Raw genomic sequence first — 16,274 nt, 5'->3', positions numbered from 1 at the left:
CGGTCAGTGGGCGACGAGCGCGGCCTTCTCGATCCGGGCGCGGGTGACGCGCTTGCGGAACACCCAGTAGGTCCAGCCCTGGTAGGCGAGGATCAGCGGGAGGAAGATGAGCGCCGCCCAGCTCATGATCGTGAGCGTGTAGTCGGTGCTCGAGGCGTTGTCGATCGTGAGGCTCGAGCCCGCAGCGAGCGTGGAGGGCATGACGTTCGGGAACAGCGCGAAGAACAGCGCGGCGACGGCGGCGACGATCGTCACGGCGCCGAGGGTGAAGGCGGTGCCCTCGCGGTCGCGGGCGTTCGCGAGCCACGAGCCGATCAGCGCGAGCGCGGCGATGCCCGAGAGGGCCACCACGCCGAGGAACAGCGGAGCGCTCGCGGCGTTCGCGATCGTCCAGACGAGGAAGAGCGCGGCCAGTGCGATCGTGACCAGGCCCGCGCGCGCTGCGAGACGTCGAGCGTCGGCACGCACCTGCCCGTCCGTCTTGAGTGCGACGAAGTAGAGACCGTGCAGGAAGAACAGGGTCAGGGTGGTGAGTCCCCCGAGGATGCCGTAGGGGTTCAGCAGCGTGAGCACGCTGCCGACGTACTCGTGGTCGGCATCCAGCGGCACGCCCTGCACGATGTTCGCGAAGGCGACGCCCCAGAGGAAGGCGGGGACGGCCGATCCCGCCACGATCATGCGGTCGAAGGTGCGCTTCCACTTCAGGGACTCGCGCTGGTGGCGGTATTCGAACGAGACACCGCGGGCGATCAGGGCGATCAGGATCGCCAGGAGGGGCAGATAGAAGCCGCTGAACAGGGTCGCGTACCACTCGGGGAAGGACGCGAACAGCGCGGCACCGGCGACGATCACCCAGGTCTCGTTGAGGTCCCAGACGGGGCCGATCGTGTTGATGATCTGGCGGCGGGCGATGTCGTCCTTGCCGAGGAAGGGGATCGACATGCCGACGCCGAAGTCGAACCCGTCCAGCACGAAGTAACCGACGAAGAGGAAGGCGACGATCCAGAACCAGAGGTATGCGAGATCCATGAGGGGCTCCTAGTAGACCGTGGTCGGGGTGTTCTCGACCGAGTCGTCTCGCTCGGCGTCGGGATCGGGCAGGGGCTCGGGGCCCTTCTGCGCGAACTTCACGATGAGGCCGAACTCCACGACGGCGAGGGTGACGTAGACGAGGGTGAAGGCGATCAGTGAGATGAGCACGCTCCAGCCGGGGACGCTGGGGGAGACCCCGTCCTGCGTGAGCATGAGGCCGAACACGATCCAGGGCTGACGGCCCATCTCGGTGAAGATCCAGCCGACGAGGCTCGCGAGCATCGGCAGGGGAGCGGCCCAGATCGCCACGCGCCACATCCACGGGGCGACCGGACGGGTCGCCTTCTTGCGGGTGACCCAGAGGCCCGCGACGCTGACGAGCGCAGCGATCCCGCCGAGCGCGATCATCCAGCGGAAGGCCCAGTAGGTGACCCAGAGCACGGGGGCGAAGTTGCCGTCGACCTGGTCGGCGAACTGGGGGAACATCTGCTGGCTGTAGAGGGTGTTCAGGTCGTTGATGCCCTCGACGCAGCCGTCGAGCGAGTGCGTGGAGAGGATGCTGAGCAGGAAGGGCACGCGGATCGAGAACAGCTCGCTCGTTCCGTCGGGCGTTCCGAGCGTGAAGATCGAGAACGAGGCATCCTGTCCGCAGACGGTGTTGAAGGTCGCCTCGGCCGCCGCCATCTTCATCGGCTGCGTGGCGACCATGACCAGGCTCAGCTGGTCGCCCACGATCGCGACGAGCACGAAAGACACCAGCGTCGACCACAGGCCGAAGCGGAGCGTCTTGCGCATCATGTCGGTGTTGCGACCGCGTGCCATGTGCCAGGCCGAGACGGCGACGACGACCATCGCGGCGAACATCCAGCCCGCGAAGATCGTGTGCGGGAAGGCCGCGAGGGCGACGGGATTGGTGAGCATCGCCCAGAAGTCGACGAGCTCGGCGCGGTGGCCGTCGGCCGACATCTGGTAACCGACCGGGTTCTGCATGAAGGCGTTCGCGGCGATGATGAAGTAGGCCGACAGGGTGGCGCCGATCGACGCCATCCAGATGCTCGCGAGGTGCGCGAGGCGCGGGAGCTTGTCCCAGCCGAAGATCCAGAGGCCGATGAAGGTCGCCTCGAGGAAGAAGGCGAGCAGTCCCTCGAAGGCGAGGGGGGCGCCGAACACGTCGCCGACGAAGCGCGAGTACGCCGACCAGTTCATTCCGAACTGGAATTCCTGGACGATTCCGGTGACCACGCCCATGGCGAAGTTGATGAGGAAGATCTTCCCGAAGAAGCGCGTGATGTGAAGCCATCGCACGTCTCCCGTCCGATACCAGGCGGTCTGGAAGATCGCCACGATGAGCGACATGCCGAGCGTCAGAGGCACGAAGAGGAAGTGGTACAGCGTCGTCAACCCGAACTGCCAGCGGGCTAGGGCGAGGGGGTCGAGCCACTCCATGAGGAGCCTCCGATCGAACCGGAATGTGTGGTCAGACCACATGCTACGCCGGGCCTCCTCGGCGCGTCGGGGGATCCCTCGGCGTCGAACGATATACTCGGCAAGTCATTTCTGACCCGCCTGGAGGCGCCGTGTCCGTCCGTCTGAGCCTGCTCGCGATCCTCGACCGCGGCACCTGCTACGGCTCTCAGCTGCGGGCCGAATACGAGCGGCGTACCGGAGCGCGGGTCAATGTCGGCCAGGTGTACACGACCCTCGAGCGCCTCGAGCGCGACGGGCTGGTGCAGGGCGCCGGCCTCGACGACGAGGCGCGCGTGCTGTGGGAGCTGACCGCCGAGGGCCGCGTCGAGGTGCGAGCGTGGCTGGGCGGTGCCTCGCTGGTCGAGGGGCGCGACGACGTCGCCCTCAAGCTCGCCCTCGCGGTGACGCTCCCGGGAGCGGATGTGCCCGGCATCCTGTCGGTCCAGCGCGAAGCGGTCCGTGCGGCGCTCGCCGAGGTGCGGGAGGAGCGGACGGATGCCGTTCCCGCCGCCATCGTGCAGGCGGCGCGCCGTGCGCGGCTCGAGGCGGACCTCCGGTGGCTCGATGAGGTCGAATCGCTCACCGCGGGGGTGGAGCCGTTCGACCTGTCGGAGCAGCGCCCACGCCGCGGTCGCCCCGCGCGCAGCGTCGGCTGATCCCGACGTATCCGTGATCCGCCGTCGCGTCAAGGGCCGCGCGGTTCGGGGGCGGACAGCGCACTCTGGGATGACCTGGAGGAGCCAAGGAGTCGTCGCATGGTCATGGAAGCACCCCTCAGTCGCCCGGGATCATCGAAGGCCGCGGCTCGCGCCGCGGCGAAAGCGGCCCCCTCCTCGACTACGCCCGCCCTCACCGAGATCCCCTGGACGCGCGTTGATCTCGATCTGTACGAGGTCGCCCGCGAGGGGTACATCGTCGGATACGTCGAAGTCGTCGGCGCCGTGTTCGTGGCGCTCGGCGGACCGCGCTACGACCGCGCTGTCGAGATCTCGCAGCACCTCACGTTCCACGCGGCCGTCGACGCGCTGGTGCGTCGCGTCTTCTGAGGCACGCGCCACGCGGAGCGGATTCCCGAGGGTGAGGGATCGCCGTGCCTGCGGCATCCGGTCACCGGACTAGGGTGTACCCGGCCTCGTCGATCGCCGCGGTGAGAGCGGCCTCGTCGGCTGAACCCGTGATGCGCACGAGCGAGGCGTCGCCCGCACGCAGGTCGACGTCGACGACCTCCACGCCGTCGAGCGCGTTGAGCTCTTCGCTCACGGCGCGAACGCAGTGCTCGCAGGTCATCCCCTCGACGCGGAGCACGACGGAGGACGCCTCGTCCGAGGCGACGGCGGGGGTGGATGCCGCGCTCTTGCACCCGCAGCCGTCGCCGCAGCCGCCGGCGGGGGCCGAGGTGAGGCCGAGGTCGATGCGCTGTTCGGTCATGTGCGTCTCCTTACGAGCGGACCAGGCGAGCGATCGCCTGGTTCGCCTCTTTCAGCTTCTCGTCGGCGACGGGGCCGCCCTGTGCGGCCGCTTCGGCCACGCAGTGGGAGAGGTGGTCGTCGAGCAGGGAGAGGGCGACGTTCTCGAGCGCCTTGGTCACGGCCGAGACCTGGGTGAGGATGTCGATGCAGTACTGGTCGTCGTCGACCATGCGCGCGATGCCGCGCACCTGCCCCTCGGCGCGGCGCAGACGCTTGAGGAGGTCGTCTTTGTGGCCCTCGTATCCGTGCATACCCCGATGATACCCCCATGGGGTATGCCTAGCACCGTCTTGCGCCGTGTCAACCCCCTCGGAATCCACGCTCGACGGGCGGATGGTCGGAACATCAGGAGGTCGACATGTTCTCTCGTCGCACCGGTGGTGGTCAGCGATGACCGCCGATCCCTTCCCCACCGGCCCCCACCGCCCCGTGCGCATCCCGCACCTGCCCCCGTTGCGCTCGCAGCGGCGAGAATCGAACGATGACGCGAACACTGGCAGCGCTGCCGGGCGCCGCCCGGAGACTGTGCCTCAGCCGAAGATACGGCGAGATCTGCACCCGTGAAGACGGACACCGCGGCCTTCACCACCGCACCGGCGGACGACTACTCTGGAGCGACCTGCAGGCCGACCCGCCCGAGTGCGTCGCGGGTGGGACTCCCGCCGAACCCGCCCCGACGCTCGATGACGGATTCCCCGGCGGCCGGGCGCTATGCCCGGTCTGCTGGGCGTTCGTGAACCGTGACGACGGCGGTCTGCTCGAACCCCACGACTCGTGGCGAGGGGACGAGTCGCGCGCCGAAGCCGACCGCCGTCGCGAGTGGTTCAACGCGTACGGGTGGTGACGAGCGCCGCGCGCCCGTCCACGATCTCCACCGTCTCGTCGAGGGCGTCGCGGTGCACGAGGTCGTGCGTCACGAGCAGCGTCGCGGTTTCGCGTTCCCGCGTCAGTCGAGACAGCAGAGCCATGATCTCCCCGCCCCGGGCGGTGTCGAGAGCGCTCGTCGGCTCGTCGACCAGCAGTACCCGCGGCTCGTGCACGAGAGCGCGCGCGATCGCCACCCGCTGACGCTGACCGCCGGAGAGCTGGGCGGGCCGACGATCGGCCAGAGCGCCGAGACCGACGGCCTCGAGCAGCTCGTCGACCCGTGAACGAACGAGCGCACGCCGTTCGCGCCGGTCGGGGCCGCCGAGCTCGGCCATGACCCGCAGCTGCTCGCGAGCGGTGAGGGCCGGGAGCAACTGCGGCTGCTGGAACACGATGCCGATGCTCTGGCGCCGCAGCGCCGTCGCCGCCGCGGCGCTGAGCCGGGTGGCATCCGTCCCCGCGACGATCACGCGCCCGGAGTCGGGGCGCACGAGGGTGGCGGCCAGGGCCAGCAGGCTCGACTTGCCCGAACCCGAGGGGCCGGTGATGCCGGTCACGATGCCCGGGCGGCCCTCCAGGGTGACATGGTCGACGGCGGTGACGCGGGCGTCTGCGTCGGGATAGGTGAGGGTGACGTCGTCGAGAAGGATCATCGGGTGCTCCCGAGGGCGGTGAGGGGGTCGGAGGAGGTGACTGTGCGCAGCGACACCGCGGCGCCGAGCAGGCCGAGCACGACCATGACCGCCGCGGGGGCGAGGGTCGTGAGCGGGTTCAGGACGAAGGGCAGCGCTGCGCCGGCGAGGGTGCCGAGCAGGGCGGTCAGTCCGATCCCGATGCCGACTCCGAGCCCCAGCACGACCAGAGCCTGGCCGAGGGCGTCGCGCACGAGTGCGGGAGTGCTCGCCCCGAGCGCCTTGAGCACGGCGATGTCGGCCGAGCGCTGCATCGTCCAGACCGTGAAGAACGCGCCGACCACGAGCGCCGAGACGCCGAACAGCATCGCGATCATCAGCGCCAGCGAGCCGATCTCGGAGCGGAAGGTCGTCAGCGCCGTGAGGCTCGACAGGGGAGTGGATGCCGTGGTCCCGGTGTCGGCGGCCACGGTGTCCCACGCCGGGGAGCCGGTGACGGCGAGAAGCGTCGGTTGCCCCGTGCCGCCCAGGTGCTGATCGAGAGTCGCCCACGCGTGCGCGTCGAGTGTGGCCACGGGGGTGTGGCTGTACCACCGATCGCCTCCGATCGCGGCGACGCGGAAGGAGGACCCCGCCACCGTGACCTCGTCGCCGACCATCGCGCCCAGGCTCTTGGCCGCCCCCGCCGACAGGTCGATCTCATCGTCGCGGTGGGGAGCGTCGAAGCTCGTTCCCGCGTCGAGGCCGAACAGAGCGACGGCGCCGACGGCTCCGGGTCCCTCCGCCCGTGTCTGCGTGATCCCGACGGCGGTGATGGTATCGACCCCCGGGGCCGCGCGCCATGCCGAGACGGTGTCGTCGTCGATCGTGGAGTCGGCGAAGGTCGCGCTCGCGCCGCCGACGGGGTGCAGGACGAGCCGGTCCCCGGGCAGGGCGAGAACGGCCGAGACGTTCTGCGCGGCGAGTCCGCCCGTGAGCCCGGAGAGGAACCCGACGAGCAGGGTGATGAGGGCGACGACCGCCCCGATGAGGGCGAATCGCCCGCGGGCGAACCGCAGATCGCGCCATGCGACGTACACGTCGCCTCCTTCCGCCGGCGTCTCTCGTCGGCTCCGTCCCACCCTCGTCCGGACCGCTCCGGCCGTCATCGGCGGGGTGGGCGAACCCTTCCTCCACCTTTCGGATGATCCGCCGGGGTCCCGGCATCCGTAGCCTGGATCGGGAAATGACCCATCGTCCCCTCGCCCCGGTCTTCGCGGGGCTGCGCACGGGCTTGCACGCTCTCTTCGGCGGACTGCTCGCTCTCGTCGTCGCGCGCGTGCTGCTGACGGACGGGTCCGTGCTCGCCCTCGTGCTCGCGGGAGCGCTGGGCGCGGTGTACCTCGCGGGACTCTGGATCGCCCGCGCGGGGCGATCGCGGCGCGGTGTCGTGTGGGTGGCGGCGCTCACGGTGGTGTGGGCGGCGCTGGTGTGGCTCGTCCCCGAGGCCGCGTATCTCGTCTTCCCGCTGTTCTTCCTGTACCTGCACGTGCTCCCGGGGGGAGCGGGTCCCCTCGCGGTCGTGGGCACGACCGCCCTCACGATCGCGGCCTTCGCCGTCCACGGGGGTCTCACGGTGGGCGTCGTCGTCGGGCCCGTCGTCGGTGCGGGTGTGGCGCTTCTCATCGGCCTGGGCTACAACGCCCTCGAGCGCAGGGCCGCGGAGCGCGAAGCCCTCGTGGCCGAGCTTCTCGCCACGCGCGACCGGCTCGCCGCCGCCGAGCGCGAGCAGGGGACCCTCGCCGAACGAGCGCGCCTGGCCCGCGAGCTGCACGACACCGTGGCGCAGGGACTATCGAGCATCCAGATGCTGCTCCACGCGGCGGAGAGAGCGGATGCCGAGGGTCCCGGCATCGACCACGTACGGCTGGCGCGCCAGACGGCGGCAGACGGCCTCGCCGAGACCCGCCGGTTCATCCGAGAACTGGCCCCGCCGAGCCTCGACCGCGGCCTCGGCTCCGCCCTCGAGCGTCTCGCCGGCGGATGGGGTGCGCGCGAGGGTATCGACGTGGAGGTGGAGGTGGATGCCGTGGTCTCGCTGCCCATGGACGCCCAGACGGCCCTGCTGCGCATCGCCCAGGGGGCCCTCGCGAACGTCGCCCAGCACGCGCGGGCACGCTGCGTGCGCATCCGGCTCGTGCCGCAGCCGGGCGGGGCGCGTCTGACCATCTCCGACGACGGCGCCGGGTTCGACGTGCGTCGCGCCGAGGCCGCGGCATCCGGAACGGACTCCTTCGGCCTCCGGGCCATGCGCGAGCGCGTCGATCAGCTCGACGGCGTGCTCGACGTGGACAGCGCGCCGGGTGCCGGATCCACCATCACCGTGGTGCTGCCGGGGGGAGCGTCGTGATCCGCGTGGTGATCGCCGATGACCACCCGGTCGTACGGGCGGGCGTGCGCGCCCTGCTCGACGCCGAGACCGATATCGAAGTGGTCGGCGAGGCCGCCGACGCCGACGAGGCCGTCGCTCTCTCGGCATCGCTGGCGCCGGAGCTCGTGCTGATGGACCTGCAGTTCGGCGAGCGGGCCGCCGGGGCCGAGGCCACGCGGCGGGTGCGTGCTCTCGCCGCCCCGCCGTACGTCCTCGTCCTGACGAACTACGACACCGACGGCGACATCCTCGGCGCCGTCGAGGCGGGCGCCAGCGGGTACCTGCTGAAGGACGCCCCGCCCCACGAACTGCTCGCCGGCGTCCGCGCCGCCGCCGCGGGGCAGAGCGCCCTGGCCCCGGCGATCGCGGGGCGCCTTCTGGCTCGCCTGCGCGAGCCCCGCGTGACCCTCTCGGCGCGCGAGATCGAAGTGGTGCGACTCGTCGCCCGCGGGGCCTCGAACGCCGAGGTGGCCGCCCGTCTGCACATCACCGACGCGACGGTGAAGTCTCACCTCGCGCACGTCTTCTCGAAGCTCGGCGTCTCGTCGCGCACCGCCGCCGTCTCGGCGGCGCGGGCTCTCGGCATCGTGCGCTGAACCCTCTCGCGACGGGCACTCCCCGTACGATGGCTCCATGATCCGGGTGCGCGTCGTCGGGGTCGCGCTCGACCCGGGTCAGCAGCACGTCATCCTGCTCAAGCCCGTCGACACCGCGACCGACGGCAACCGGGTGCTCCCCGTGTGGATCGGGCCGCAGGAGGCCATGTCGATCCTCGTCGCGATCGAGCGCACCGGCTCGCCGCGGCCCCTCGCGCACGACCTCATGACCGCGATGCTCGGCGAGCTCTCGGCATCCGTGGACCGCGTCGAGATCACCCACCTCGACGAGGGGACCTTCCACGCCCGGGTGGTGCTGAACACCCCGGCGGGGCCCCGGACCTTCGACTCCCGTCCCTCGGACGGCATCGCCCTCGCGTCCCGAGCCGATGCACCGATCCTCGTGGCGAACGCCGTCTTCGACGAGGCCGGTGTGCCGGACGAGGCCGTCGAGCTCGACGGCGGGGGCGCGGACGAAGACCGGGTGGAGGAGTTCCGGCGCTTTCTGGAGGGCGTCGATCCCGAGGATTTCCAGGGCTAGCACCGATCCCTGGTGCCTCCGGACGCTCCTAGACTCGCGGAGGGACCGCGCGGCGCGGCCCGTCATGCACGACGAACGGGGAACCAATGCAACTCGCCATGGTCGGACTCGGACGAATGGGCGCCAACATCGTCCGCAGGCTCATGAAGGACGGTCACGACTGCGTCGTGTTCGACGTGAACCAGGATGCCGTGGCGTCGCTGGTCGCGGAGGGCGCCACCGGGGCGACGAGCATCGCCGACCTGGCTTCGAAGCTGCACAAGCCCCGCGCCGTGTGGCTCATGATCCCCGCCGGTCTCACCGGCACGGTCGTCGACGAGGTGGCCGAGGTGCTCGAGCCGGGCGACATCATCATCGACGGCGGCAACTCGAACTACCGCGACGACGTGCGTCGTGCGAAGAAGCTCGACGAGAGCGGCATCCACTACGTCGATGTGGGCACGAGCGGCGGCGTCTTCGGTCTCGAGCGCGGCTACTGCCTCATGGTGGGCGGCCACGACGAGGCCGTCTCCCACCTCGAGCCCGTGCTGCGCACCATCGCCCCCGGTCCCGGAGAGGTCGAGCGCACGCCCGGCCGCACCGGCGATTACACGACCGAGGAGCGCGGGTACCTGCACTGCGGTCCGTCGGGCTCGGGCCACTTCGTGAAGATGGTCCACAACGGCATCGAGTACGGCATCATGGCCGCGCTCGCCGAGGGGCTGAACGTGCTGAACAACGCCGACGCGGGCCTGCGTCAGGGCGAGCACTCCGCCGAGGTGGCGCCCCTGGAGGAGCCCGAGTACTACCAGTTCGACATCGACACGGCTCGCGTCACCGAGCTCTGGCGCCGAGGCTCGGTCATCTCCTCCTGGTTGCTCGACCTCACCGCCGCGGCGCTCGCGCAGAACCCGACGCTCGACGGTCTGGCCGGCCGCGTCTCGGACTCGGGCGAGGGACGCTGGACCGTCAAGGCCGCCGTCGACACGGGCGTGCCGGTGCCGGTGCTGGCCGCGTCGCTGTTCGAGCGGTTCGCCTCGCGCGGCGAGGACCACTTCGCCAACCAGGTGCTCTCGGCGATGCGCCTGCAGTTCGGCGGACACCAGGAACTGCCCGCGGGCGATGTGCTCGAGGCCGGCCAGAAGAAGGCCGAGAGCGGTCGCGACTGACCCTCGTGCAAGCGCCCCCGCCGTCGGTCGTTCACGCCGGCGGCGGGGGCGTCGTCGTTCGTCCGTGGCGCTGCGGGGGAGACTAGAGGGATGAGCAGTACCGAGTCGCCCGCATCCTCCGACCGCTACGTCGTCGCCACCGACGGCGCCTGCAAGGGCAACCCGGGTCCGGCGGGCTGGGCGTGGGTCGGCGAAGACGGACACTGGGCCGCCGGATCGATCCCCGAGGGCACGAACAACATCGGCGAACTGCTCGGGCTGCTGTACGCGATCACCGATCACGCCGACGTGCGCGAGCTGGTCGTGCAGGCCGACTCGAAGTACGCCATCGACACCTACTCGAAGTGGATGGACGGCCACCGCCGCCGTGGCTGGGTCACGAGCGCGAAGAAGCCGGTCGCCAACCAGGGCATCCTCGAAGCCCTCATCGCCGCGCGCGACGCGCGGCGGGCGGCGGGCCTTCCCGACGTCGTGCTCGAGCACGTGCGCGGGCACTCCGGTCACGTGCTCAACTCGTGGGCCGACGAGCGGGCCGTGCGCGCCTCGCAGCATGCGGCGAAGGGCGAGGAACTCATCTGGACCTCGCTGCGGGGCCTCGACAAGCTCGAGGTGTCGTCGGCGCCTCCGCGTTCTGCGGCTGACCGCAACGGGCGTTAGGCGCCGATGACCTCCGCCTCTTCGGCGGGTGTGAGTCCGGCGCGGCGGGGGCGGTTCAGTCCGCGCTCGCGCTCATCGTCGAGCGCGCGGCGTATCGTCTCGGCGAGGGAGCGGCGACGCCCGCCGGATGCCACGAAGGCGGCGTCGCTGCGCCGCGCGAATCCTCCCGCGCTCTCGGGCAGCCACAGGGGGAGTGAGCGCGGCCCGGCCCAGTAGGCGACGCCGCGCGCGATGAGGGTGTCGTCGTCGAGGGTGACGGTCTCGCTCGCCGTTCCGGCCGCATCGCGGGCCGCCGCGAGCACCGCGGCGAGCGGCAGTTCTTCGCCGACCGCGTTGATCGGGCCCGTGACGCCCGTGCGTCCAGCGTGCGCGATCCACGCGGCGAGATCGTCCACGTCGATCGCCTGGACGTGACGGCCGGCCGCCTCGGGCGCGACGACCCGCCCGCCGCGGGCGTACCGCGCGGGCCAGTAACCGAAGCGGTCGGTGGGATCGCCCGGCCCCGCGATCAGCCCCGCCCGCGCGAGGAGCACCCGGTCACCCAGCCGCGCCGAGGTGAGCCGTTCCGCGTGCACCTTGGCATCCGGATACTGCTCGAGGTCGTTCGGCTCGACGAGCTCCGCCGTCTCGTCGGCGAAGGGGATGTCCGAGCGGGCATACACCGAGACGCTCGAGATCAGGCTCCAGTGCGCTGCGCGGTCGGCGAGGGCGTCGAGGGCGGATGCCACGAACCCCGGGTCCCACGAGAGCTCGACCACCTCGTCCCAGTCGCGCTGCACGCGTGCGTAGGAGTCGGGGTCGTTGCGGTCGGCGCGGATCAGTCGTGCGCCCGGTGCCGTCTCGCCGGACTCGCCGCGGGCGAGGCAGGTGACCTCGGCCCCCTGCGCGAGGGCCTGCGCCGCGACGGCGCGGCCGAGCCATCCGGTTCCACCGAGGATGAGGAGCTGTCGCATGCGGGCCAGCAAACCATCTTCGGCGGCGCCAGGGCGACGGGGTTCGCGGACGGCGGACGAGGACCCGTGGTGGCTCCCCGTGGTTGTCCACAGGTGAAGGGCTCATGGCGTTTTCGGCATGAACTTTCCGCTAGCTTCTCCGCCACGGCATACGGCCCCTCCGGGGGACCCGACGAAGGGGTGGGAAAGATGACGGATATCCACACGCAGCAGATGCTCGGTCGTCCGACCGGAGCGTTCGTGGGAGCCTCGTGGGTGGCACTCGGGCTCGGCGCCTCGGTCTACGTCATCGGCCTCTACAACGCGCACATGACGCTCGCCGAGAAGGGCTTCTGCCTCTCGGTCTTCTTGCTCGGGCTCTTCGCCGCCATCTCGGTGCAGAAGGCGGTGCGCGACCGCGCGGAAGACATCCCGGTCACCGGCGCCTACCTCGGCGTCGCGTGGGGCATGCTTCTCGTCGCGCTCGCCCTCATGGCGGTCGGCCTCTGGAACGCCGAGCTCTTGCTGTCGGAGAAGGGCTTCTACGGCATCGGCTTCGCGATGAGCCTGTTCGCCGTCGTCGCGGTGCAGAAGAACGTGCGCGATCTCGCCGCGTTCCGAAACCTCCACCCCGACACCTCGACCGTCGAGTACACCGGCTACCCCGCGAACGGCTGACGCCTCAGACGACCGGCGTCCCCTGGTGGAACAGGCAACGCGGTGCGGGGTCGCACCGCGAGAGGGACGACCGGCGGCTGACGCGGTTCTCGAATCGCAGCAGATAGGTCAAGAGGACCGTGTCAGGTTCGACGAGCCGACTTTCTCGTTCTTCGACGAGGGGCGAGGAGTCGGTTCCCGGTTCTTCCCGCAGGGCGGCGACGATCGCGTCTCGCGTCCACCGACGGCCGGACTGTCCGACCTCCACGAACTCGGGGTCGAGCAACCGGTTCAGCTCGCGAGGGTTCGAGCGCACAGCCGGATGCAGAAGCATCTCCTCGGCCGCCCAGGCCGTGGCGATGAGGGCGTCGGCATCCAGTGCCCTCCCGTGGATGACGTAGAAGCGCTGGATCCCGGCGGTCTCGCGCCCCCACGTGCTCGCGGCGACGCGGCGCTGGTGGGCGTCGAACGCGGCTTCGTCGACGAAGCGCTCCGACACGCTCCAGACGCCGTCGGTGTCGGTGGGGTCGACGTCGAAAGAGAGGCATCCCGGTTCCGCACGTGTCAGAGCGATGTGCTCGGCGAGATGGGCGCGCACGCGCTGCGCCTCGGTGGCGTCGGCGCAGCGCAACTCGCCGCGGAGCGTCACCTCGGGGCCGCGCGGCACGGGTGTCGTATCGCCGCTCGCCCAGTCGCGGCGCAGAACGCTGTAGGCGACGGATGCCAGGGGGGCGCCGCCCTCGACGGGCCAGCCGTCGCGGTAATGCGCCTCGAGCACCCAGCCGCATCGTTCGAAGACCCGCCGCATGGCGACGTTGTCGTCGCGGGTCTGTCCCTCGAATCGGATGACGCCGGGGTGGTGAGAGAAGACGAGGTCGGTCGCGGCCGACAACGCCGCCGAGCCGAAGCCTCGACCTCGGGCGCCGTCGGCGAGCCGCAGATCGACCATCGCGGTGGCGTCCTGCAGATCCTCCAACCGGATCACCCCGACGCGGCCGTCGGTCTCGTCATCGATCCAATAGGTGTCGACATCGTCTCCACCCCACGAGCCGCCGCGAAGGGCGTCCTCGATCTGCGCGACCGTCGACTGCGCGCGCACATGGAACGGGAAGACGTTCGAGGTGAGGAACGCCGTCAGCGCGGCGCGGTCATCCGCACTCGAGAGGTCGACGCGCGTCAGAGAAATGCCCACGTGCCCACCGTAGACACGAACGCCCCGCGGAGGCGGATCGAGGCGCGGGTACCCTGGGAAGCCGTCCTCGCCCGCGATCTTCGGCGGGTTCGGTTCCCCGCCTTCGCCCCCATCCCAGGAGCACTCCATCGCCGCCTCGCCCTCTCCGACACAGATCCGCGCCCTCCGCACCGCATCCCTCACCACTGCCGGTGTCGGCGCCGCGATCACCATGGGGGCGCTGGGACCGTGGTTCACCCCCGTCATCCTCCTCGTCGCGACGGCGGGAGCTCTGCTGGTCATCTGGCGCACCGGCGCGGGTGTCATCGGCGCGCGGGCGATCGGGCCGGTACTCGCGGTGGTCGTCGTGCTGACGGTCGCGGCGTTGCTCGGGCTCATCGGCGTCCTGCCCTCCGCGTGGGTGTGGGCCGCTCTCGGCGCGTACGCGGTGGCATGGGGCGAGTACCTCGTGTCGCAGACCATCGCCCGCTCGCGCGGGCTGACGGGCTACCGGTGATCCCGGTCCCGTTTCGTCTCGTCGCTGCGGTGGCGCGCGCTCACGAGCGCGGCTGGCAGGGGATCCGCATCAACACGAACCTCTACCCGACGGGGCACTGGCGGTGCCGCGTGTTCGTTCCCGAACCGAGCGAGACGCACGACAGTCCTCTCGAGCGGGAGAGCAATGTCGTGCTGAGGTACTCCAGCGCGGGCGGAGAGGACGTCTTCCAGGACGGACGCACCGACTGGACGACCGAGACCCTGGCCGACCGCTTCATCGAGCTCGCGCGGCCCCACGCCGCGGCCTCCGAACCGGACCCGGGGTACGCGACCTGGCTCGCCGAGCTGCGCCGTCGAACCGCAGGCGGAGCGTTCTGGATGGTCGAGGACGCGATGAGCCGCCAAGCCCTGTGGCGCGAGCGGGGACTCGTCTGCCTCTGGTATGCCGACGCTCAGGCGGAGCAGGCGGATGCCACGGGCGCCGTCGATCAGAACGGGTGGACGCTCGACGGCACGATGCGGGTGCCGCCGTCGCGCTGAGCAGCGCGGTTCGGGTCACCGCAGCTCGAGGCACATGAGCCCCGGCCGATCGTCCCACGACGGGACGACCTCGAAACCCGCAGCGCGGTACATCCGCACCGCGGGCTCACGCCAATCCCAGACCGACAGACGCACCGGTCGCACGGCTCCGGTGAGCGCAGCCGTGAGCAACGCGGTTCCGACGCCTCGCCCCCGGGCGCGCGGATCGGTCCACACGCGCGAGAGTTCTGTTCCTTCGGGCACGCTCGACGAGACGACGAGCCCGACATCTGCGCCGTCGACGGTGGCGATGAGGGCGTGCCGGCCCGCGAATGCCGCCGCCGGGTCGTCGATCTCCCGCGCGTAGCGCTCGGGAAACGCGTCGGCGGCGAGCCCGCGTTCGATCTTCTCTGCCTCCGTCTGCCGCAGGTACGCCCCGACGAGGGCGCTGACGGCCGCGCCGTCTCGCGGGAAGACGGCTTCGCGGATGGTGACGCTCACCCTCTCACCGTACGACTCGGCGCGAAACGCCGAACGGACCCGGATGCCGATCAAGTCGGCATCCGGATCCGTTCGGGGAGTCGTTCAGACCGTCGCGAGGGTCGACTGCCATCCGAGGGCGGGGGCGACGTGCTTCGCGAAGTTCTCGACGAGGCGGAGGTTGAACTCCACGCCCATCTGAGAGGGGATTGTCAGCATGAGCGTGTCGGCGCTCATCACGGCGGCATCGTTCTGCAACTGCTCCACGAGCTTGTCGGGGGTGGCCGCATACGTCTTGCCGAAGGTCGAGCGCATGCCGTCGATGACGCCGATCTGGTCGCTGCCGGCCGAGCCGCCGAAGTACATCTCATCCTCGGCGGTGACGATGGGGAAGATGCTGCGGCTGACCGAGGTGCGCGGCTCACCGTCGTGACCGGCCTCGCGCCACGCGGCGCGGAAGGCGTCGAGCTGCTGCGCCTGCAGGAGGTCGAAGGGCGTGCCGTCGGCCTCGGTGAGCAGCGTCGACGACATGAGGTTCACGCCGATCCGCCCGGCCCACTCCGCGGTGGCCGTGGTGCCGGCGCCCCACCAGATGCGCTTGCGAAGCCCCGGGGAGTGCGGCTCGATGCGCTGCAGGCCCGTGCCGCCGCCGAAGGGGCTCATCGGGTCCCGCTCGGCGAGACCCTCGCCGTCGATCGCGCGGAGGAACAGGTCGAAGTGCTCGCGGGCGATGTCGCCGCCGCGCGGGTCCTCGGACCCGGTGTAGCCGAAGGCCTCGTAGCCGCGGACGACTGTCTCGGGTGACCCGCGGCTCACGCCGAGCGCGAGGCGGTTGGCGCTGATGAGGTCGACGGATGCCGCCTCTTCGGCGAGCATGAGGGGGTTCTCGTATCGCATGTCGATGACGCCGGTGCCGACCTCGATGCGCGAGGTGCGTGCGGCGATCGCGGCGAGCAGGGGCATGGGAGCCGCCTGCTGGCGGGCGAAGTGGTGGACGCGGAACGAGACGCCGTTGACCCCAAGGTCGTCCATGCCCTGGGCGAGGTCGATCGCCTGGAGCATCGAGTCGCCGGCGGTGAGCTGGCGACCGCCGCCGAGGGGGCCGTAATGGCCGAAGGAGAGTGTGCCGAAGGAGCGCATACCGGGTGCAACGTCGTGGTCGGCGATCTATTCCCGCGCATATACCGGGAGTCGGCCC

At 70.8% G+C, this 16,274-nt stretch carries 21 protein-coding genes; 11 read left to right on the top strand and 10 right to left on the bottom strand.

Annotation, left to right across the window (positions count from 1 at the left end):
• Positions 1–3: 3 nt before the first annotated feature.
• Together cydB and OVA17_RS02025 are read right to left on the bottom strand one after the other, a co-directional pair.
• Positions 4–1,029: a cytochrome d ubiquinol oxidase subunit II gene (gene cydB / locus OVA17_RS02030; protein WP_267787834.1), complete on the bottom strand. Its 1,026-nt coding sequence runs from the start codon at positions 1,027–1,029 to the stop codon at positions 4–6.
• Positions 1,030–1,038: 9 nt separating this feature from the next.
• Complete coding sequence (locus OVA17_RS02025; protein ID WP_267787832.1) at positions 1,039–2,478, bottom strand: cytochrome ubiquinol oxidase subunit I; 1,440 nt, start codon at positions 2,476–2,478, stop codon at positions 1,039–1,041.
• A gap of 131 nt (positions 2,479–2,609) precedes the next feature.
• On the opposite strand from OVA17_RS02025, the gene OVA17_RS02020 reads away from it, so the two are divergent.
• On the top strand, positions 2,610–3,155 hold the full coding sequence (locus tag OVA17_RS02020; RefSeq protein ID WP_267787830.1) for a PadR family transcriptional regulator: 546 nt from the start codon (positions 2,610–2,612) through the stop codon (positions 3,153–3,155).
• A gap of 99 nt (positions 3,156–3,254) precedes the next feature.
• Positions 3,255–3,545: a hypothetical protein gene (locus tag OVA17_RS02015; protein WP_267787829.1), complete on the top strand. Its 291-nt coding sequence runs from the start codon at positions 3,255–3,257 to the stop codon at positions 3,543–3,545.
• 61 nt (positions 3,546–3,606) lie between these two features.
• Here the strand turns inward: OVA17_RS02015 and OVA17_RS02010 are convergent, their stop codons facing one another.
• Both OVA17_RS02010 and OVA17_RS02005 read right to left on the bottom strand, forming a co-directional pair.
• On the bottom strand, positions 3,607–3,927 hold the full coding sequence (locus tag OVA17_RS02010) for a heavy-metal-associated domain-containing protein (protein ID WP_210073417.1): 321 nt from the start codon (positions 3,925–3,927) through the stop codon (positions 3,607–3,609).
• Positions 3,928–3,937: 10 nt separating this feature from the next.
• Positions 3,938–4,219 carry a metal-sensitive transcriptional regulator gene (locus tag OVA17_RS02005; protein ID WP_210073419.1) on the bottom strand — a complete coding sequence of 94 codons (282 nt, stop codon included), beginning with the start codon at positions 4,217–4,219 and terminating at the stop codon, positions 3,938–3,940.
• Positions 4,220–4,449: 230 nt separating this feature from the next.
• Here OVA17_RS02005 and OVA17_RS02000 point away from each other — a divergent pair, with 230 nt between their 5' ends.
• Positions 4,450–4,812, top strand: coding sequence for a hypothetical protein (locus OVA17_RS02000; RefSeq protein WP_267787827.1), 363 nt, complete (start codon positions 4,450–4,452; stop codon positions 4,810–4,812).
• On the opposite strand, the gene OVA17_RS01995 is transcribed toward OVA17_RS02000, so the two are convergent.
• Together OVA17_RS01995 and OVA17_RS01990 are read right to left on the bottom strand one after the other, a co-directional pair.
• Positions 4,793–5,488: an ABC transporter ATP-binding protein gene (locus tag OVA17_RS01995; protein WP_267787826.1), complete on the bottom strand. Its 696-nt coding sequence runs from the start codon at positions 5,486–5,488 to the stop codon at positions 4,793–4,795. The genes OVA17_RS02000 and OVA17_RS01995 overlap by 20 nt on opposite strands.
• The gene (locus OVA17_RS01990; RefSeq protein WP_267787824.1) at positions 5,485–6,546 is read right to left on the bottom strand and encodes an ABC transporter permease; all 1,062 of its coding nucleotides are present in this window, start codon (positions 6,544–6,546) and stop codon (positions 5,485–5,487) included. The genes OVA17_RS01995 and OVA17_RS01990 overlap by 4 nt, the downstream gene beginning before the upstream one ends.
• A gap of 146 nt (positions 6,547–6,692) precedes the next feature.
• On the opposite strand from OVA17_RS01990, the gene OVA17_RS01985 reads away from it, so the two are divergent.
• The 5 genes from OVA17_RS01985 to OVA17_RS01965 all read left to right on the top strand — a co-directional run bounded on the left by OVA17_RS01985 (position 6,693) and on the right by OVA17_RS01965 (position 10,819).
• Positions 6,693–7,856 (top strand): sensor histidine kinase, encoded by a 1,164-nt coding sequence (locus tag OVA17_RS01985; protein WP_267787823.1) that lies wholly within the window; start codon positions 6,693–6,695, stop codon positions 7,854–7,856.
• Positions 7,853–8,473, top strand: a complete 621-nt coding sequence (locus OVA17_RS01980) for a response regulator (protein WP_210073427.1) — start codon at positions 7,853–7,855, stop codon at positions 8,471–8,473. The genes OVA17_RS01985 and OVA17_RS01980 overlap by 4 nt, the downstream gene beginning before the upstream one ends.
• Before the next feature lie 37 nt (positions 8,474–8,510).
• Entirely contained in the window at positions 8,511–9,014 is a 504-nt protein-coding gene (locus tag OVA17_RS01975) for a bifunctional nuclease family protein (RefSeq protein ID WP_210073429.1), read from the top strand.
• Positions 9,015–9,100: 86 nt separating this feature from the next.
• Positions 9,101–10,162 carry a phosphogluconate dehydrogenase (NAD(+)-dependent, decarboxylating) gene (gene gnd, locus OVA17_RS01970; protein WP_267787821.1) on the top strand — a complete coding sequence of 354 codons (1,062 nt, stop codon included), beginning with the start codon at positions 9,101–9,103 and terminating at the stop codon, positions 10,160–10,162.
• 90 nt (positions 10,163–10,252) lie between these two features.
• On the top strand, positions 10,253–10,819 hold the full coding sequence (locus OVA17_RS01965) for a ribonuclease H family protein (protein ID WP_267787820.1): 567 nt from the start codon (positions 10,253–10,255) through the stop codon (positions 10,817–10,819).
• Here OVA17_RS01965 and OVA17_RS01960 read toward each other — a convergent pair.
• A complete protein-coding gene (locus tag OVA17_RS01960; protein ID WP_267787818.1) occupies positions 10,816–11,772 on the bottom strand; it encodes an NAD-dependent epimerase/dehydratase family protein in 957 nt (318 codons plus the stop codon). The genes OVA17_RS01965 and OVA17_RS01960 overlap by 4 nt on opposite strands.
• A gap of 189 nt (positions 11,773–11,961) precedes the next feature.
• On the opposite strand from OVA17_RS01960, the gene yiaA reads away from it, so the two are divergent.
• Positions 11,962–12,429, top strand: coding sequence for an inner membrane protein YiaA (gene yiaA, locus OVA17_RS01955; RefSeq protein WP_267787816.1), 468 nt, complete (start codon positions 11,962–11,964; stop codon positions 12,427–12,429).
• A gap of 4 nt (positions 12,430–12,433) precedes the next feature.
• Here yiaA and OVA17_RS16370 read toward each other — a convergent pair whose 3' ends face one another.
• Positions 12,434–13,600, bottom strand: a complete 1,167-nt coding sequence (locus OVA17_RS16370; protein WP_324289906.1) for a GNAT family N-acetyltransferase — start codon at positions 13,598–13,600, stop codon at positions 12,434–12,436.
• A gap of 211 nt (positions 13,601–13,811) precedes the next feature.
• Between OVA17_RS16370 and OVA17_RS01940 the strand changes: the two genes are divergently transcribed.
• Both OVA17_RS01940 and OVA17_RS01935 read left to right on the top strand, forming a co-directional pair.
• Positions 13,812–14,096 carry a hypothetical protein gene (locus tag OVA17_RS01940; RefSeq protein WP_210073439.1) on the top strand — a complete coding sequence of 95 codons (285 nt, stop codon included), beginning with the start codon at positions 13,812–13,814 and terminating at the stop codon, positions 14,094–14,096.
• 29 nt (positions 14,097–14,125) lie between these two features.
• On the top strand, positions 14,126–14,617 hold the full coding sequence (locus OVA17_RS01935; RefSeq protein WP_267787814.1) for a hypothetical protein: 492 nt from the start codon (positions 14,126–14,128) through the stop codon (positions 14,615–14,617).
• Between the two features lie 15 nt (positions 14,618–14,632).
• Here OVA17_RS01935 and OVA17_RS01930 read toward each other — a convergent pair whose 3' ends face one another.
• Together OVA17_RS01930 and OVA17_RS01925 are read right to left on the bottom strand one after the other, a co-directional pair.
• Positions 14,633–15,097 carry a GNAT family N-acetyltransferase gene (locus OVA17_RS01930; protein ID WP_267787812.1) on the bottom strand — a complete coding sequence of 155 codons (465 nt, stop codon included), beginning with the start codon at positions 15,095–15,097 and terminating at the stop codon, positions 14,633–14,635.
• An 84-nt stretch (positions 15,098–15,181) separates the two neighbouring features.
• Positions 15,182–16,216: an LLM class flavin-dependent oxidoreductase gene (locus OVA17_RS01925; RefSeq protein ID WP_267787810.1), complete on the bottom strand. Its 1,035-nt coding sequence runs from the start codon at positions 16,214–16,216 to the stop codon at positions 15,182–15,184.
• Positions 16,217–16,274 lie beyond the last annotated feature (58 nt).

The sequence above is a fragment of the Microbacterium sp. SL75 genome (genome assembly GCF_026625865.1).
Classification (GTDB): Bacteria; Actinomycetota; Actinomycetes; order Actinomycetales; family Microbacteriaceae; genus Microbacterium.
This window is presented reverse-complemented; position numbering and strand designations above follow the sequence as displayed.

Excerpts from the sequence above, each read along its gene's own strand:
- OVA17_RS01925 (WP_267787810.1), bottom strand. The coding sequence starts at position 16,216 with ATGCGCTCCTTCGGCACACTCTCCTTCGGCCATTACGGCCCCCTCGGC.
- yiaA (WP_267787816.1), top strand. The coding sequence starts at position 11,962 with ATGACGGATATCCACACGCAGCAGATGCTCGGTCGTCCGACCGGAGCG.
- OVA17_RS01965 (WP_267787820.1), top strand. The coding sequence starts at position 10,253 with ATGAGCAGTACCGAGTCGCCCGCATCCTCCGACCGCTACGTCGTCGCC.
- OVA17_RS02000 (WP_267787827.1), top strand. The coding sequence starts at position 4,450 with ATGACGCGAACACTGGCAGCGCTGCCGGGCGCCGCCCGGAGACTGTGC.
- OVA17_RS02010 (WP_210073417.1), bottom strand. The coding sequence starts at position 3,927 with ATGACCGAACAGCGCATCGACCTCGGCCTCACCTCGGCCCCCGCCGGC.
- OVA17_RS01985 (WP_267787823.1), top strand. The coding sequence starts at position 6,693 with ATGACCCATCGTCCCCTCGCCCCGGTCTTCGCGGGGCTGCGCACGGGC.
- OVA17_RS01960 (WP_267787818.1), bottom strand. The coding sequence starts at position 11,772 with ATGCGACAGCTCCTCATCCTCGGTGGAACCGGATGGCTCGGCCGCGCC.
- OVA17_RS02025 (WP_267787832.1), bottom strand. The coding sequence starts at position 2,478 with ATGGAGTGGCTCGACCCCCTCGCCCTAGCCCGCTGGCAGTTCGGGTTG.
- OVA17_RS02015 (WP_267787829.1), top strand. The coding sequence starts at position 3,255 with ATGGTCATGGAAGCACCCCTCAGTCGCCCGGGATCATCGAAGGCCGCG.
- OVA17_RS01995 (WP_267787826.1), bottom strand. The coding sequence starts at position 5,488 with ATGATCCTTCTCGACGACGTCACCCTCACCTATCCCGACGCAGACGCC.
- gnd (WP_267787821.1), top strand. The coding sequence starts at position 9,101 with ATGCAACTCGCCATGGTCGGACTCGGACGAATGGGCGCCAACATCGTC.
- OVA17_RS01975 (WP_210073429.1), top strand. The coding sequence starts at position 8,511 with ATGATCCGGGTGCGCGTCGTCGGGGTCGCGCTCGACCCGGGTCAGCAG.
- OVA17_RS02005 (WP_210073419.1), bottom strand. The coding sequence starts at position 4,219 with ATGCACGGATACGAGGGCCACAAAGACGACCTCCTCAAGCGTCTGCGC.
- cydB (WP_267787834.1), bottom strand. The coding sequence starts at position 1,029 with ATGGATCTCGCATACCTCTGGTTCTGGATCGTCGCCTTCCTCTTCGTC.
- OVA17_RS01940 (WP_210073439.1), top strand. The coding sequence starts at position 13,812 with ATGGGGGCGCTGGGACCGTGGTTCACCCCCGTCATCCTCCTCGTCGCG.